This is a genomic window from Citrobacter freundii ATCC 8090 = MTCC 1658 = NBRC 12681 (genome assembly GCF_011064845.1).
Taxonomy (GTDB): Bacteria; Pseudomonadota; Gammaproteobacteria; order Enterobacterales; family Enterobacteriaceae; genus Citrobacter; species Citrobacter freundii.
Map to the genome: position 1 here is coordinate 2,067,737 of NZ_CP049015.1, position 15,274 is coordinate 2,083,010.

At 50.0% G+C, this 15,274-nt stretch carries 18 protein-coding genes; 12 read left to right on the forward strand and 6 right to left on the reverse strand.

Annotated features, from left to right (window positions below; all coding sequences use genetic code 11):
• Positions 1-9: 9 nt before the first annotated feature.
• The gene (locus tag G4551_RS09915) at positions 10-2,097 is read right to left on the reverse strand and encodes a TonB-dependent receptor (RefSeq protein WP_003840856.1); all 2,088 of its coding nucleotides are present in this window, start codon (positions 2,095-2,097) and stop codon (positions 10-12) included.
• A 395-nt stretch (positions 2,098-2,492) separates the two neighbouring features.
• On the opposite strand from G4551_RS09915, the gene G4551_RS09920 reads away from it, so the two are divergent.
• The 10 genes from G4551_RS09920 (at position 2,493) to G4551_RS09965 (ending at position 10,353) form a co-directional block, all read left to right on the forward strand.
• Positions 2,493-4,115 carry an ABC transporter substrate-binding protein gene (locus tag G4551_RS09920; RefSeq protein ID WP_003840857.1) on the forward strand — a complete coding sequence of 541 codons (1,623 nt, stop codon included), beginning with the start codon at positions 2,493-2,495 and terminating at the stop codon, positions 4,113-4,115.
• A complete protein-coding gene (locus tag G4551_RS09925) occupies positions 4,115-5,089 on the forward strand; it encodes an ABC transporter permease (RefSeq protein ID WP_003840858.1) in 975 nt (324 codons plus the stop codon). Before G4551_RS09920 ends, G4551_RS09925 begins: the two co-directional genes overlap by 1 nt.
• Positions 5,079-5,891 (forward strand): ABC transporter permease, encoded by an 813-nt coding sequence (locus tag G4551_RS09930; RefSeq protein WP_003030742.1) that lies wholly within the window; start codon positions 5,079-5,081, stop codon positions 5,889-5,891. The genes G4551_RS09925 and G4551_RS09930 overlap by 11 nt, the downstream gene beginning before the upstream one ends.
• Entirely contained in the window at positions 5,885-6,679 is a 795-nt protein-coding gene (locus tag G4551_RS09935; RefSeq protein WP_003840859.1) for an ATP-binding cassette domain-containing protein, read from the forward strand. The genes G4551_RS09930 and G4551_RS09935 overlap by 7 nt, the downstream gene beginning before the upstream one ends.
• Positions 6,663-7,253 (forward strand): ATP-binding cassette domain-containing protein, encoded by a 591-nt coding sequence (locus G4551_RS09940; RefSeq protein ID WP_003840860.1) that lies wholly within the window; start codon positions 6,663-6,665, stop codon positions 7,251-7,253. The genes G4551_RS09935 and G4551_RS09940 overlap by 17 nt, the downstream gene beginning before the upstream one ends.
• Before the next feature lie 87 nt (positions 7,254-7,340).
• Positions 7,341-7,991, forward strand: a complete 651-nt coding sequence (gene zinT / locus G4551_RS09945; RefSeq protein ID WP_003840861.1) for a metal-binding protein ZinT — start codon at positions 7,341-7,343, stop codon at positions 7,989-7,991.
• A gap of 139 nt (positions 7,992-8,130) precedes the next feature.
• The gene (leuE, locus tag G4551_RS09950) at positions 8,131-8,769 is read left to right on the forward strand and encodes a leucine efflux protein LeuE (RefSeq protein WP_003840862.1); all 639 of its coding nucleotides are present in this window, start codon (positions 8,131-8,133) and stop codon (positions 8,767-8,769) included.
• 174 nt (positions 8,770-8,943) lie between these two features.
• Positions 8,944-9,306: a DUF1971 domain-containing protein YeaR gene (gene yeaR / locus G4551_RS09955; RefSeq protein WP_003030735.1), complete on the forward strand. Its 363-nt coding sequence runs from the start codon at positions 8,944-8,946 to the stop codon at positions 9,304-9,306.
• A 3-nt stretch (positions 9,307-9,309) separates the two neighbouring features.
• Positions 9,310-9,492: a DUF1869 domain-containing protein gene (locus G4551_RS09960; RefSeq protein WP_003840863.1), complete on the forward strand. Its 183-nt coding sequence runs from the start codon at positions 9,310-9,312 to the stop codon at positions 9,490-9,492.
• Positions 9,493-9,708: 216 nt separating this feature from the next.
• Positions 9,709-10,353, forward strand: a complete 645-nt coding sequence (locus G4551_RS09965) for a hypothetical protein (RefSeq protein WP_003840864.1) — start codon at positions 9,709-9,711, stop codon at positions 10,351-10,353.
• Positions 10,354-10,405: 52 nt separating this feature from the next.
• Here G4551_RS09965 and fdhF read toward each other — a convergent pair whose 3' ends face one another.
• Positions 10,406-12,553: a formate dehydrogenase subunit alpha gene (fdhF, locus tag G4551_RS09970; RefSeq protein ID WP_003030731.1), complete on the reverse strand. Its 2,148-nt coding sequence runs from the start codon at positions 12,551-12,553 to the stop codon at positions 10,406-10,408.
• 359 nt (positions 12,554-12,912) lie between these two features.
• Here fdhF and G4551_RS09975 point away from each other — a divergent pair, with 359 nt between their 5' ends.
• Entirely contained in the window at positions 12,913-13,161 is a 249-nt protein-coding gene (locus G4551_RS09975; protein ID WP_003030729.1) for a GlsB/YeaQ/YmgE family stress response membrane protein, read from the forward strand.
• A 49-nt stretch (positions 13,162-13,210) separates the two neighbouring features.
• Here G4551_RS09975 and yoaJ read toward each other — a convergent pair whose 3' ends face one another.
• From yoaJ to G4551_RS09990, 3 genes are read right to left on the reverse strand one after another with little or no spacing between them, the layout of a single operon-like run.
• The gene (yoaJ, locus tag G4551_RS09980) at positions 13,211-13,285 is read right to left on the reverse strand and encodes a protein YoaJ (RefSeq protein WP_099530266.1); all 75 of its coding nucleotides are present in this window, start codon (positions 13,283-13,285) and stop codon (positions 13,211-13,213) included.
• Between the two features lie 2 nt (positions 13,286-13,287).
• A complete protein-coding gene (locus tag G4551_RS09985; RefSeq protein ID WP_032941789.1) occupies positions 13,288-13,386 on the reverse strand; it encodes a YoaK family small membrane protein in 99 nt (32 codons plus the stop codon).
• A gap of 47 nt (positions 13,387-13,433) precedes the next feature.
• The gene (locus G4551_RS09990) at positions 13,434-14,459 is read right to left on the reverse strand and encodes a sensor domain-containing diguanylate cyclase (protein ID WP_003840865.1); all 1,026 of its coding nucleotides are present in this window, start codon (positions 14,457-14,459) and stop codon (positions 13,434-13,436) included.
• A gap of 186 nt (positions 14,460-14,645) precedes the next feature.
• Here G4551_RS09990 and G4551_RS09995 point away from each other — a divergent pair, with 186 nt between their 5' ends.
• The gene (locus tag G4551_RS09995; protein ID WP_003840866.1) at positions 14,646-14,894 is read left to right on the forward strand and encodes a putative hemolysin; all 249 of its coding nucleotides are present in this window, start codon (positions 14,646-14,648) and stop codon (positions 14,892-14,894) included.
• A 7-nt stretch (positions 14,895-14,901) separates the two neighbouring features.
• Here G4551_RS09995 and G4551_RS10000 read toward each other — a convergent pair whose 3' ends face one another.
• The gene (locus G4551_RS10000) at positions 14,902-15,249 is read right to left on the reverse strand and encodes a DUF488 domain-containing protein (protein WP_003030722.1); all 348 of its coding nucleotides are present in this window, start codon (positions 15,247-15,249) and stop codon (positions 14,902-14,904) included.
• Between the last annotated feature and the right edge of the window lie 25 nt (positions 15,250-15,274).

The window sequence follows — 15,274 nt, forward strand, 5'->3', positions numbered from 1 at the left end:
AAAACAACATTAGAACTGATAGTTTAACGATACCCAGTAGTTACGGCCCGGGTTTACGTATCCGGTAGTGGATTGTGCAGTCTGATAATAATCACCTGCGTAGGTGCTATTACGGCCCACCTGGTAAAGTTTAACCTCGCTAAAGTCTTTATCCAGCACGTTATTAACTGCCGTATTAAGTGTCAGATCTTTGGTCAGTTTGTAAGACATTCCCATGTCCAGGACGGTCCAGGCTTTTAAATTAGCACCTTTATCGTCATAGACGGCTTTTTGTACTGCGCTGAGATTGTCGTAATTTTCCGTGAAGCGTGGGGCCTTACCGCGATAACGTGCGCTCAGCCAGGCGTTCATATCTTCCGTTGCCTGCCAGTTCAGACGGGCGTTAGCCATATGCTTTGGTGTATAGCTTAACGGCGCGCCTTTATTGTCACCATCTTTTTGCTTGCTCTGAGTGTAGGTGTAGTTGAGAGATAAGGTCAGCACATCCGACCATAGAGGGAAGGTGCTGGCAAATTCAACGCCATCGGTCCTCGCCTTGCCGCTGTTGGTATAACTGTTGGTATTATCATCGATAGAATACGAGACAATTTTATTTTTGTATTCAGTATAGAAGCCGGTAATGTTGGCGTTAAGCCCGGCGTTGTTCTCGTAATACAGCCCGGTTTCGTAGCTGATGCTTTCCTCAGGTTTGAGGTCCGGGTTACCGACTGTATTCACCGTTCCCTGCGCGGTTACACCGCTGATCCCGTTATGTAACTGGCTCAGTGATGGTGCTTTATAACCTGTCGTTACGCCGCCTTTGAGGGTCCATTCATCAGATACGTCCCAGACCATATACGCACGTGGGCTGAGATGACCGCCAAAGACATCGTTATGCTCATAGCGTGTTCCTGCGGTTAAGGCCAGCGAATCGAGAATATGCCATTCATCTTCGGCATAGGCTGCCCACGTTTTTTGGTGGAACGTCTCGCCGGTATTGGCCAGCACCACACCATCTTTCATCCGTGCATCCCAATATTCCCCGCCGAGGGTTAACAGATGCGAATCACCTAGTGGTGTCAGCAGCACGGAGTCCAGAATGACGTTGGTGTTCTTCAGTTCACGCGCGTCACCGGCCCGACCTGCGTTCTCTGGCGTGAGTGCGGAGGAGACTAGTTGTCGGCCCTTGTTCTCGGTTTCATTCCAGCCGAGGGAGGATTTCCAGGTGCCGAACGTTAAGGCGGTATCGTGGCCGAGGGTCACTTTGTTACGCTCATAGCGCAGCGTTTTATCATAACCTCCCGTCAGGTTACCCAACTGACCGTCATCGTTATCATAACGCTGTCTGGCGGAGTCGAGATCCAGCCACAGCGTATTGCTTTCATTGGCTGTCCAGTCGAATCGCGTACCAATATTGTAGTTTTCCGACTCGGTTGGATAAGGTACGCGGGTGGAAGAGGTATCGCTCAGCGAAGTGACGCTGGAACCCTGACGCTGAGTTGTGCTCCCCCGAACCTGCATATCCAGTACGCCCGCGATTAACGGGCCGCTTGACCAAAAGTTGGCGACCGTACTGTTACCCCATTTATTGCTCTCTTGCAGGTTAACGCCGGTATTGATGGAAGTGCTCCATTTATCGGTGCTTTTTTTGGTGATGATATTCACCACGCCACCGATTGCGTCGGAGCCATAAAGCGTCGACATCGGGCCGCGGATAACCTCAATATGATCGATTGCCGCCAGCGGGGGCATAAAGCTGGTATTCATGGCAGAGAAGCCGTTTGGCGTCACGTCGCTGCTGCCGTTTTGACGAATACCGTCAATCAGGATCAAGGTATAGCTGGCGGGCATGCCACGGATGCTGATCTCCAGACCGCCAGTTTTACCGGTGCTGCTTTCAACATCTACCCCTTCAACAGAACGCAGGGCTTCACCTAAGTCATTATATTTATTGGTTTGTAACTCTTGCTGCGAAATAACAGAGACGCTGGCGGCGGCATTGGTGATTTTCTTTTCGTAACCGGAAGCGGTTACCACCATGACATCTTCAGCAAATACCAGGGGGCTGGAAAATCCTAAACAGGACAGAACGACAGAGGCAACGGGTTTTAAACGCATAGTCAAACTTCCTTTGTTAAAAATCAAAGGCAGTAAGATAAGTGATCGTAATGATAATACAAATAATTATCATTACAAATTTACATAACTTGTCACTTCTGGTGTTTTTTTTGAATAAATATACATAAATTGTCATTAATTTTAGATAAGGAAATGGCAGGAAGGGTAAATAGTCAGCATGAGTAATTATTAGATAGGGATTAATATTCCTTTGAATAAATGGCGAGGGATTAATCTATATTTTGAGATTCACATCGTACTCATAACGGAGTATCAGAAAAAAGTATGATAATTTTAGAAAATCGTCATACTTTTCTGCGCCGCATCATTTTTTTCGTCATTTCTGTCCGCCATAATCCCTTCCCCAGGAGACTGCTTAACGACTGTAAATCGTTATGCAGCATAAAAATAACGTAAATCTGGATAACATAATGATCAAAGGCAAGCTGGCACTGCTTACGTGCGCATTGACTCTCGCATTAACCTCACCACTTCTCGCCGCGCAAAATGCGAGCGAAGGGCAGACGTTAAAACTGGCAATTGGACCGGAGCCAACGGAAGGTTTTGACCCGATGTTGGGCTGGAGTCATGGCAGCTATCTGCTTTTGCATGCACCATTATTAAAACAAAATGCAGATATGAGCTGGGGAAACCTGCTGACGGAAAAAGTAGAGACCAGCTCAGACGGCAAAACCTGGACGTTGACGTTAAAACCTGACCTTAAATTCTCTGATGGTTCGCCGCTAACCGCTGAAGATGTGGTGTTCACCTATAACAAAGCAGCAAAAAGCGGCGGCAAAATCGACATGGGAAACTTCACCCATGCCAGTCTGAAAGATAACCGCACGGTAGAAATTACGTTGCGTAGCCCGCAAAGTACCTTTGTGAACGTGCTGGGTTCATTAGGAATTGTTCCGCAAAAACGGTATGACGAAAAAACATTCGCTAAAAATCCGATTGGCGCGGGTCCGTATCGACTGGTGAGTTTTCAGCCGGGGCAGCAGTTGATCGTTGAGGCTAACCCCTGGTATGCCGGTAAGAAAAATGATTTCAGTAAGCTGGTGTTTGTCTTCCTTGATGAAGATAACGCTTATGCCGCAGCGCGCAGCGGCCAACTGGGACTCGTACGTATCGCGCCGTCGATGGCGGTCGCTCCTCAGCAGAAAAATTTGAAACTTTGGGTACGCGACAGCGTGGAAAACCGGGGCATTGTGTTCCCGATGGTTCCTGCAGGTAAAAAAGACGCCAATGGCTATCCGATTGGGAACGATATCACTGCCGATGTTGCCATCAGGCGCGCCATCAACTACGCCATCGACCGTAAGCAGCTTGCCGATCAGGTCATGGAAGGTCATGCGATTCCGGCGTATAGCGCGGTTCAGGGTCTGCCATGGCAGGGACAATCAGTTGCGTTCAAAGATGGCGATAGCGAAAAAGCGCGAACGATTCTGGAAGAAGCCGGCTGGAAGGTGGGTAAAGATGGCGTACGTGTGAAGGACGGTAAAGAGGCTCGCTTAACGTTGTGGTACGCCAGCGGTGACAGTACACGCCGGGATTTAGCCGAAGCCGTACGTGCGATGCTGGAGCCAGTGGGTATTCAGATTTCTCTGCAATCCGGGAGCTGGGAAACTGTTGAGCGGCATATGCATGCCAACCCGACGCTGTTTGGCTGGGGAAGTCTGGATCCGATGGAGCTTTTCCATCACTACAGTAATCAGGCTGCGGGCGTGGAATATTACAATCCAGGCTATTACAGCAATCCTGTCGTTGAGCAGCATCTTAAACAGGCAATTGACGCTCCGGACTGGCAAAAAGCGTTGCCGTTCTGGCAGCAAGTTGAGTGGGATGGCAAGCAAGGGGCTGGCGTGCAGGGCGATGCTGCCTGGGCATGGCTGCTGAATATTCAGCATACCTACCTGGCAAATCCGTGTATTGACTTAGGTAAAGGCGCACCGGAGATTCACGGTAGCTGGTCACTGCTCAATAATCTGGATGAATGGACCTGGACCTGCCGTTGATGAAGTCTGTTGTGGGCCATTTTCTACGGCTGATAGTGTTATTAGTGCTGGTTGCGGCTGGCACTTTTGTGCTGCTCAGCTTTTCTCCGGTCGATCCGATTCGGGCTTATATCGGCAACGATCTCCTGCATGTGCCGCCGGAGCAATATGCGCGTATCGCGGCTCGCTGGGGATTGGACCAACCGCTATGGGAGCGTTTTGGTCACTGGTTTGGCCGTGTATTACAGGGCGATCTCGGCTACTCAATGTTGTTTAACGCGCCGGTTGCCAGCGTGATCAAGGAGCGCTTTGCGACTTCGTTTGCGCTGCTTGGTGGCGCGTGGCTACTCTCTGGCATATTGGGAACGGCAATGGGGTTTGTCGCGGGTCGCTACCTGAATCGCTGGCCGGATAAAGCAATCTGTCGCCTCAGTTATCTGCTTTCTTCGCTGCCGACCTTCTGGATTGGCATGCTGTTGCTGGCATTATTTGCCGTGCGCTGGCCGGTATTTCCGGTCTGCTGCGCGTGGGAGCCGGGCAATAGCGGCGATATGGCGACGCTGTCTGAGCGTCTGCGCCATCTGGTGCTTCCCGTTTGCGCGCTCAGTTTGCTGGGACTGGGACAAATTACGCTTCATACACGGGAAAGCATCGCCAGCGTGATGAAAAGCGATTTTGTCCGTTTTGCGCGTTCTCAGGGAGATAAAGGCTGGTCACTGTTACGCCATCAGGTTCTGCGTCATGCAATTACGCCTGCGCTGTGTTTGCAGTTTGCCTCGCTGGGGGAGTTGTTGGGAGGCGCATTATTGGCCGAAAAAGTCTTTGCTTACCCGGGACTGGGGCAGGCCACTATTGATGCCGGATTACGTGGAGATCTGCCGTTACTGATGGGAATTGTATTGTTCAGTACCGTATTGGTGTTTATTGGTAACTCGCTGTCTACCTGGCTTGTCCGTATGTTGAACCGTGCTCTGGAACGACCTGATGCTCTATAACCCGACGCCGACGCTGATTCGTCTTTTGCTCTCTTTTAGCTGCCTGTTATTCATTGCAGTGTATGGTGCCGCAATGCTGGATAACCCGTTGAGCGTTAATCTGCTCGCCCGGCATTTACCGCCTGATGCGCTGTACTGGTTTGGCACCGACAACCTTGGTCGCGACCTGTGGATCCGTTGTTTTCAGGGTGCACTAACCAGTCTGCAAATTGGTATTGGTGCGGCGTTGTGTAGCGGTTTCATCGCGTTAGTGATGGCGGCGGTTTCGCGCATACATCCGCGTCTGGATGTGCTTATGCGCCTGATTACCGATGCCATGCTGTCGATGCCGCATCTGCTGTTGCTCATTTTGATCTGTTTTACGCTGGGCGGTGGGAAAAACGGCGTGATTATGGCGGTTGCGCTGACCCACTGGCCGCGTTTGGCGCTAATCCTGCGTGCTGAAGCGCAGCGCGTGGCCCACAGTGACTACTTGACGCTGACCTGGCGTCTGGGGCACGGCCATTTTTACTGCTGGCGACATCACTATCTACCCGCCTTATTACCTCAATGGCTAACGGGAACACTACTGATGTTTCCCCACGCGGTGTTGCACAGTGCGGCGTTAAGCTTCCTCGGTTTTGGGCTGGCACCGCATGAACCGTCACTGGGACTGCTGCTGGCGGATGCGCTGAGATTTATCAGTCATGGCGATTGGTGGTTGGTGCTGTTTCCAGGACTGATGCTGTTCAGTCTGGTGATGTTATTCGATCAGCTCGCAAGGGCGGTACATCGTTTATGGTTACGAGGTGACGCATGTTGAGTTTAAGACAGGTCTCGCTGGAGGTGGCGCGTTATCGCTGGTATGGCGCGAGAAACTGGTCTTCGCTGTTGCAGGATATCTCTTTCGACGTGGCACCGGGTCAAATGGTGGCGTTAGTGGGAGGAAGCGGGGAGGGTAAGAGCCTGCTGCTGCAATGCCTGCTCGATCTCTTACCAGAGAATTTGCGCTTCCAGGGCACTATCACGCTGGAGGGAAAAACGCTGAACAGCGATGATATTCGCAAATGTCGTGGCAATACCTTCAGCTATGTCCCGCAAGGCGTTCAGGCGCTTAACCCGCTGCTCTCGATTGAAAAGCATCTGCGCAGGGCATGCCAGCTTTCTGGCCAACAATGGAATGCCGGAAAAATTGAACGATTGCTCCAGCGTAGCCGACTGGAAAGTCGCGTATTAGATGCTTTTCCGCGCCAGCTTTCAGGCGGTATGGCGAAACGTGTCCTGGCCTGTCATGCGTCTCTGAGTCAGGCTCGCTATATTCTGGCGGATGAAATTACCGCCTGGCTTGATGCACCTCTGGCTAATCAACTCCTTGAACAGTTGCGTGAGCAATGTGAGCAAGGGGCTGGCGTTTTATGGGTAACGCATGACCTCACGCTGGCGGCCCGCCATGCGGATCGTATTGTCGCGCTGCATCAGGGAAGGGTGTCGGATAACGTCAGCCGGGAACAGCTGTTACGCGGAGAGATTAGCGAACATCTGCAACGACAATGGCGGGCGCTGCCTGAAAGAAATCAACTTTTTGGAGAGCGCGATGTTGTGCTGTCGTGATGTAACAATCCGTCAGGGAGAAAAGGTTCTGTGGCAAAATCTGACCTTCTCTCTACACCCTGGAGAACGTATTGGGATTTGTGCGCCAAGTGGGACGGGCAAAACGACGCTGGGACGCGTGCTGGCGGGCTGGCAGAAACCAACTTCGGGTGACATTCTGGTTGATGAACAACCGTTGCCGATGCACCAGTATTGCCCGGTGCAACTGGTGCCACAGCATCCGGAATTAACTTTTAACCCCCGACGCAGCACCGGTGATGCGGTTCATGATGCCTGGCGACCGGATGCTGAAATGCTTACCCGTCTTCACATCAACCCAGAGTGGTTAACTCGCCGCCCCGGACAACTTTCTGGCGGTGAACTGGCGCGAATTGCTTTACTTCGTGCGCTGGACCCGCGGACACGTTTTCTTATTGCTGATGAAATTACCGCCCAGCTCGATCCTTCCATTCAACGGGATATCTGGGCGCTGCTGCTTGAAGAATGCCAGCATCGGCCATTGGCTATGCTGATTATCAGCCATCAACAGGCCCTGCTTGAGCAGCTTTGTTCCAGCAAACTCCTTGTAACGTGAAATGAGATAAGGCTTGTAGCTGATCTATTGATTAAATTGATATGTTATATTATAACATTCACTCGCAAATGATTTGAGGGTGAAATTTTGGCTATTTGTATTAAAAAACTGACAATTGCTCTGGGGATGCTTGTAGTCAGTGGTTCGGTTATGGCGCACGGTCATCATTCCCATGGTGCGCCGATGAGCGAAGCAGAACAAAAGGCGTCGGAAGGGGTTTTTGATGATAACCAGGTGCAAAATAGGGCGCTGACCGACTGGGATGGCATGTGGCAATCTGTCTATCCGTATCTGGTCAGCGGCGAGCTTGATCCGGTCTTCAAAAAGAAAGCGGAGAAAGACAAAAGCAAAACGGCAGAACAAATTAAAGATTACTACCGTAAAGGTTATGCAACCAACGTAGACACCATCGGCATCGAAAATGACGTAATGGAATTTCACACCGGTAATCAGGTTGCATCATGTAAATACGACTACGCCGGTTATAAAATTCTGCACTATAAGTCAGGCAAGAAAGGTGTACGTTATCTGTTTGAGTGTAAAGACGCTAACAGCAAAGCACCTAAATACGTGCAATTCAGCGATCATATTATCGCGCCGCGTAAATCGAGCCACTTCCATATTTTTATGGGAAATACCTCGCAGGCAGCCTTGCTTGAAGAGATGGAAAACTGGCCTACCTACTACCCTTACCAGTTGAAGGGAGAAGAGGTTGTGGATGAGATGCTGCACCATTAATCCGGGCTAACCTTATCTGTACACACCCGTCACCAGTGGCGGGTTTTTTAATTCATAACCTTCTCTTTCCATCACCCGATGCATTCGTTAGCATATTGTCTCGCAGCAAGTGCATGTGTTTTTTCAGGAAGAGGTTAACGTGTTCGCAGAGTATGGAGTTCTGAATTACTGGACGTATCTGGTGGGGGCTATTTTTATCGTGCTGGTACCGGGGCCAAATACGATATTTGTGTTGAAGAACAGCGTTGGTCGGGGAGTGAAGGGCGGTTATCTCGCCGCAAGCGGTGTGTTTATTGGCGATGCCGTGTTAATGTTTTTGGCCTATGCCGGAGTTGCCGCATTGATCAAAACAACGCCCGTTTTGTTCAACATCGTTCGCTATCTTGGCGCGTTTTATCTGCTGTACCTCGGTGCGAAGATCCTGTATGCAACACTGAAATCGAAAGCTGGCGATGCCGCGCCTGAAGAAGTCCCGTTTGGCGCTATTTTTAAACGTGCGTTAATTCTGAGCCTGACGAATCCTAAAGCTATTTTGTTTTATGTGTCGTTCTTCGTGCAGTTTATTGATGTCAATGCGCCGCACTCAGGGCTGTCATTCTTTATTTTGGCTATTACGCTTGAGATAGTGAGCTTTTTCTATCTGAGCTTTCTTATTTTCTCCGGCGCGTTCGTGACGCAGTATATCCGTACGAAGAAAAAACTGGCCAAAGTGGGTAATTCCCTTATTGGTCTGATTTTTGTTGGTTTTGCCGCTCGTCTGGCCACGCTTCAGTCGTGACGCCATTGGCCCGTTGGTTACGGCGGGCCTTCAATATTACACCCTGCAATTCATTTATAATTGTATTGTTATAACCAATAAATGGTATTTTAAATGTATATTATGAGGCGTACCCTGTGTACAGCAGCGGTTCAGTAAGAACTCGCTGGTTGTCGACTGGAAAAGGGAAGAAAAATGCTTCAAATTCCACAGAACCATATCCATACACGCTCTACTCCATTCTGGAACAAAGAAACGGCACCTGCCGGAATTTTCGAACGCCACCTTGATAAAGGAACCCGTGCCGGGGTTTATCCTCGACTTTCGGTTATGCAGGGGGCGGTCAAATATCTCGGATACGCAGATGAACATAGCCCGGAGCCCGTAGAGGTGATGGTTATTGAAGCCGGTCAGTTTGGCGTTTTTCCACCGGAAAAATGGCATAACATCGAAGTGATGACCGACGACACTTACTTTAATATCGATTTTTTCGTTGCCCCGGAAGTTCTGATGGAGAGCGCGAATCAACGAAAAGTCGTGCGCACCGGCAAGGAGTAAATCATGGGCAAAGCAACCTATACCGTAACAGTGACCAATAACAGCAACGGCGTGTCAGTCGATTATGAAACTGAAGCGCCGATGACGCTGTTGATTCCGGATGTGGCCGCTGAAGTGGTTAAAGACCTGGTCAATACGGTACGTTCATACGATACCGAGAATGAGCACGACGTCTGCGGCTGGTAGATGTTAGCCTCTGCCTCTGATTGCATATTTTCGTTTTTGATTTATAAACCGCACTGCGTTTCTCTGGCGCAGAGCGGTTTTTTTATCCGTGTTAAACCTGGAAATATCCGGAAAAAGATTTCTTAAGAATACCTTAAGAAATCCGCATTGATTGCTAATGTTGGATCATTCACAGGGGTTATGATCGTGAAACAGTCACAATACAGAACCTCGCTTATGAAACTGAATACCCGACTAACATTACCCACTTTCATTCTTGGGCTGATCATCGTAGCGATCCCGTTCACTGCGAACTGGAATCTACCTTTGCTCAACGGTACTGTCGTCAGATGGATTGAGAATGGCCAGGCGTTATGGCTGCTGTTTGGAGCGCTTTTTACTCTCAGCTACATCCGGCCTTTATCACGTCCTGAAGGCGAGAAACAATTTTGGCTTTGGGCGGCTGTGTGGTGGTTGGTGTTGCTGGGTCGCAGTACCAGTTGGGGCCGTGATTATTTCCCCGAGCACCCTAAACTTCTGTTCAGAGTTATCTCAGTGGTATTGATTGCAATGATTATTCTGCCTGTCCTGATATCAAAACGCTTACGCCAGGATATTGCCCGTCGCTTACGCAATGAACCGCTGCCGCTATGGCTGTTAGCGATCACCACCTGTGCATTTTTGATCTCCGATACGGTAGAGCATCATCGTCTGCTGGCCCCTGTCTTTTTGCACAACGCGCAGTACGGCGATCTCATTGAAGAGCTGTATGAACTCCCGTTTATGGTAGGATTGTTCCTGATGAACCTCGGTTTTATGCAGCGGGATAAGCAGGAAGAATCTGCTGCTATTCGCTTTAGTGAACCACAGCTGGCGAAGTAACGAGAAAATACCTGAGTCTGGATGACCAGACTCAGGCGGTTAGCGAGGTGACTTACGCAATGGCCTCGCACAAGCGTGATTTCATGTCGCTATACGTCTGTGCGGCATACTTTTCAGCCCATCCCTGATCGCTAATGTGCTCAATACTTACGGCGCAATATTTGGTTTCCGGCGTTTTCGAAATAGGATCGAGGTTATCCTGGGTTAACTCGTTACACGCACCAATCCACCATTGGTAGGTCATATACACCGTTCCGGCATTGATACGCTCGGATACATCGGCGCGGCTGATGACCTTACCACGACGCGAGCTGACCCATACCAGGTCACGATGACGAATACCCAGTTTTTCTGCATCATGAGTATTGATTTGCACGTACCCAGGCTCATCTGCCAGGGCTTGCAGCGCTGCGCAGTTGCCGGTCATTGAACGACAGGAGTAGTGCCCAACTTCACGCACGGTACACAGGACCAGCGGATACTTTTCATCAGGAACCTCTGCGGGTGCTCGCCATTGTGCGGCAAACAGTTTGCCTTTGCCATTGGCGGTATCAAACTGGCTGTTCGCGTAAAGGTAAGGTGTGCCGGGGTGATCGAGCTCCGGACATGGCCACTGAACATGCCCCATTTCACCCATTTTCTCATAGGTTACGCCGTAGAACAGCGGGCACAGCTCGCGCATCTCATCCCAGATTTGCTGGTTACTTTGATACCGCATGGGATAGCCCATTTCACTGGCCAGCAGGCTGATGATCTCCCAGTCACGCTTGACATCACCTGAGGGTTCAATCGCTTTTTCAAAACGCTGGAATCCACGATCGGCGCAGGTAAAGACGCCGCCGTGTTCGCCCCAGGAGGTGGCCGGCAGGAGGACGTCGGCCATTTCCGCTGTCTTGGTCATGAAGATATCCTGCACGACAATAAAATCGAGCGCGTTAAACCCTTCGCGGACCAGACCTAAATCGGCCTCGGTTTGCAACGGATCCTCCCCCATGATGTAGTAGGCTTTAATTTTGCCTTCAATAGCCAGATGCGGAACTTCGGTGATGCGCGTCCCAACCTTGTCATCCATCTGATTGACGTCAATGCCCCAGGCGTTGGCGAATTTCTCCCTGACGGTGAAATCGGTCACGTCCTGATACCCAGGGAACTGGTTAGGCAGTACCCCCATATCGCACGCGCCTTGCACGTTATTCTGCCCACGCACCGGCCCAACGCCGACGTTAGGACGTCCCAGATTGCCGGTCAGCAACGCCAGGCTCGACAAACCACGAACCACGTCAACGGCCTGGCCAAACTGGGTGACGCCCATTCCCCACATCACGGTTGCCGATGGCGCTGCGGCAAATGTACGCATCGCCTGACGAACCTGCTGTGCGGGAACACCCGTTAAATGTTCAACGGCTTCAGGTGCATAGTCCTTCACGGTTTCCCAGTATGTTTCCAGTCCTTCCGCATGCTTTTGTACATACTCGCGATCGTAGAGTTGCTCTTCGATGAGGACATGGCCAAAGGCGTTAACCAGTGCCATATTACAACCGTTTTTTAACTGCAAATGTTGGTCAGCTATACGAGCAGTTTCAATACGACGTGGGTCGCAGACAATGATTTTTGCGCCGTTCTGGCGAGCTTTAATTACCCGGCGAGCCACGATCGGGTGCGAGTCGGCGCAGTTATAGCCAAAGATCAGCAGGCATTTTGAGTTTTCAATGTCGCTGATGGAATTGCTCATGGCGCCATTGCCTAATGTTTCCTGTAACCCGGCAACGGAAGGGCCGTGACAGACACGGGCGCAGCAATCGACATTATTGGTATGGAGAACGCCACGTGCGAATTTTTGCATCACGTAGTTGGTTTCATTCCCTGTTCCACGTGAAGACCCGGTGGTCATAATGGCGCGGGGGCCATAGGTATTTTTGATTTCAGATAAGCGTTTTGCGGTGTAACGAATGGCTTCATCCCAGCTAACGGGAGTGAATTTTCCACCTTTTTCATAACGGATCATCGGGCGAGTCAGACGGGGAGTCAGAAGGCGAGTGTCGTTAAGAAAATCCCAACCATAGTAGCCTTTCAGGCATAACTGATTTTGGTTCGTTACACCCTCTGCGGCCTCGGCGCGGATGATTTTGTTATTCTCAACAACAAGCTTGAGCTTGCACCCGGCCCCACAGTATGGGCATACACTGGTGATTTTTTTCATCAATAACAGACCTGTTAAATGCTGAAATAGCGCGAATTGTAAACGGAGCCGCGCGATACGCATCGCGGACTACGATTTGTCATAGTGACCGGTTGTTTAAGCATAAATCGTGCCAGAAGTGAAAACCCAGTAATTGCAGGGACTGAGGGCGAATGAGTAAAGCAGAATGACTGACGATTCGACATTAATGACGAGCTACGTCAGGGAAAATGTCGCATCGAATGGTTTAACCTTATGAAAGATCAGAAAAAGATGAAAATAGCAGGTGATACCGATCACAAATTTTAATTTTTCAGCGCTATGCTATGCTTTTATACAACGAGCGAATCGTTAACTTAAAAACATAAGTGAGGGATATTATGGGCATTATTTCATGGGTGATTTTCGGTCTTATCGCTGGGATTTTGGCAAAATGGATTATGCCGGGTAAAGATGGCGGCGGATTCTTTATGACCATCATCTTAGGGGTTGTCGGTGCGGTAGTGGGTGGCTGGATCAGTACCTTCTTTGGTTTTGGTAAAGTTGATGGTTTCAATTTTGGCAGTTTTGTCGTAGCGGTTATCGGTGCGATTGTGGTGCTGTTTATCTATAGAAAAGTCAAAAGTTAAGTAAACATGCAGACAATAGAGGCCACTGATAAGTGGCCTTTTTCTTTGGTTACCACCACCCCAGTTCCGTGCCCAGAACCACGATGATAGCCACGCCAATCATAATAAGCGTTGTTTTTTTCATCGTTATGCTCCAGGCGCAGCGTAACCGCCAATAAAAAACCAGGATAAGAAAACGACAGCGGAAATGAAAATAATGACAGGGAAAATAATACCGAGTCGCATACGATTATCTACCAGAGTTATTTAAAGACGAGTCAGCATAGCAGGGGTTAATGTACGACAAAAGCGGTTTTATCCTGACGTTTTTTATCCTTGTACATTGCGCTGTCTGCGAGGTGAAGCGCACAGTTTACATCAGTCTCCAGCGGATCAATTTCCACCACGCCCAGACTGGCGCCAGGATAAAACAGATGAATATCGCCCAGGTGGTAGTCGCCGCAAATTTGCTGCTGCAACTGATGTTTCACCTGCTGCAGACGAACGCGTTGCTCCCTGTCATCATCCGGCGACAGGCGAGCGACTAAAAATTCGTCACCGCCCAGTCGACCGAGAATGTCATTATCACTACATTTACGCAGCAGGCGGTGCCCAATCTGGATCAGGAACTGGTCGCCAACCTCGTGGCCAAAGCGGTCATTGATCAATTTGAAATCATCCAAATCGATATAGGCGACAACTATCTTCTGCCTGAGGTGGCGGGCGAGCGAAAAAAGGGTCTCTACATTTTCAAAAATTGCGCGCCGATTCGGTAATCCGGTCAGGGCATCGGTGTAGGAGTGAGCAATCAGCGCAGCGTTCGCTTCACGTAACTGAGCAACCAGCGACTCTTTTTGAATAGACTGGGCGATTAGTCCGGCAAACAGATGCAACACCTGTTCACCACGTTCGCTTAACGCATGCTGGCGGCGACTGGTGGCGCAGAGCGTACCGTAAAACGTTCCGTCCGGAAGATGAACGGGAGTACTCAGAAAAGTGGTGATGTCCAGTGCGCGAGCGGTGGTACATTCCGGCCATCGTACGGGCACGTTGTCGCTGTACAGACAGTTTTCCTCAATAGCGCGTTTGCACAGCGTCTCATCCCACGGTACGGACAGCCCTTCGGGGATCTGCATTTGGCAGCTATTACGCGCATACAGAATATGCTGCAGACGGGCATCCAGATCGACCTTGGTCAAGTATGTAGATTCCATCTCAGTCACTACTTCCAGCATTTCCAGAAGTTGGCGTACCAGACTCTCAACTGACTGCTCCGTGGCTAAGGATTGTGAGACTCTGGCAAGGATCATGTCCGACATGAGGTGTAAATACTCCTGAGTGATGACAAGGCTGGCGTGGGCGCATGATAGAACATCAGGGAGCAAGATGAAACACGTGTTTCTGGCTGAAATGTAATCATAAAATTGAAATTAGAACGTAAAACATGGAGATAGAAGGGAAGTCGGGGTAACCTGCCGGAATAATGCTTTTAAACAGGAGTAGAGATGAAACTAGCGTCTATTATTTTGCCCGGCTTGCTGGTGCTGGCGGGGTGTACAACGCAGCCTGATGCCCCTAAACCACCAAAAATCGGCATGGCGAATCCGGCATCGGTGTATTGCGAACAAAAGGGCGGTACGCTGGTTGCGGTGCAGACTCCGCAAGGCGTAAGGTCAGACTGCAAACTACCCGGAGGGGAAGTGATTGATGAATGGGCGCTCTGGCGTAGAGATCATCCGACAGCGGGCAAGTGATACGCGGTCAGCATTGACGTAGCCACTCAGCGAGCACCAGCGCGTGGTTTTGCTGGGTATTTTTCGCCGCATACAGTAGCGTTAAGGTTTGCTGTCGGGCAATCTCTGCGAGGCGCTTTCCTTCTTGCTGCTGTTGAGCCAGTTCAGCGCGATATTGCTCAGAAAAATGCGAGAAATCAATCAACTCTGCGTGGAATGCCTTACGTAAATCAGATGACGGGGTAAGTGCTTTATTCCATTCGTTGAAAATAAGATCGCTCTTTTTCACCCCGCGAGGCCATAACCGGTCGACCAACACGCGGTAACCATCGCTTTTTTCTGCCGGGTCATACACACGTTTGCACTGAATATTCATCTCTTCATCCGCTCCATTAAGCTAT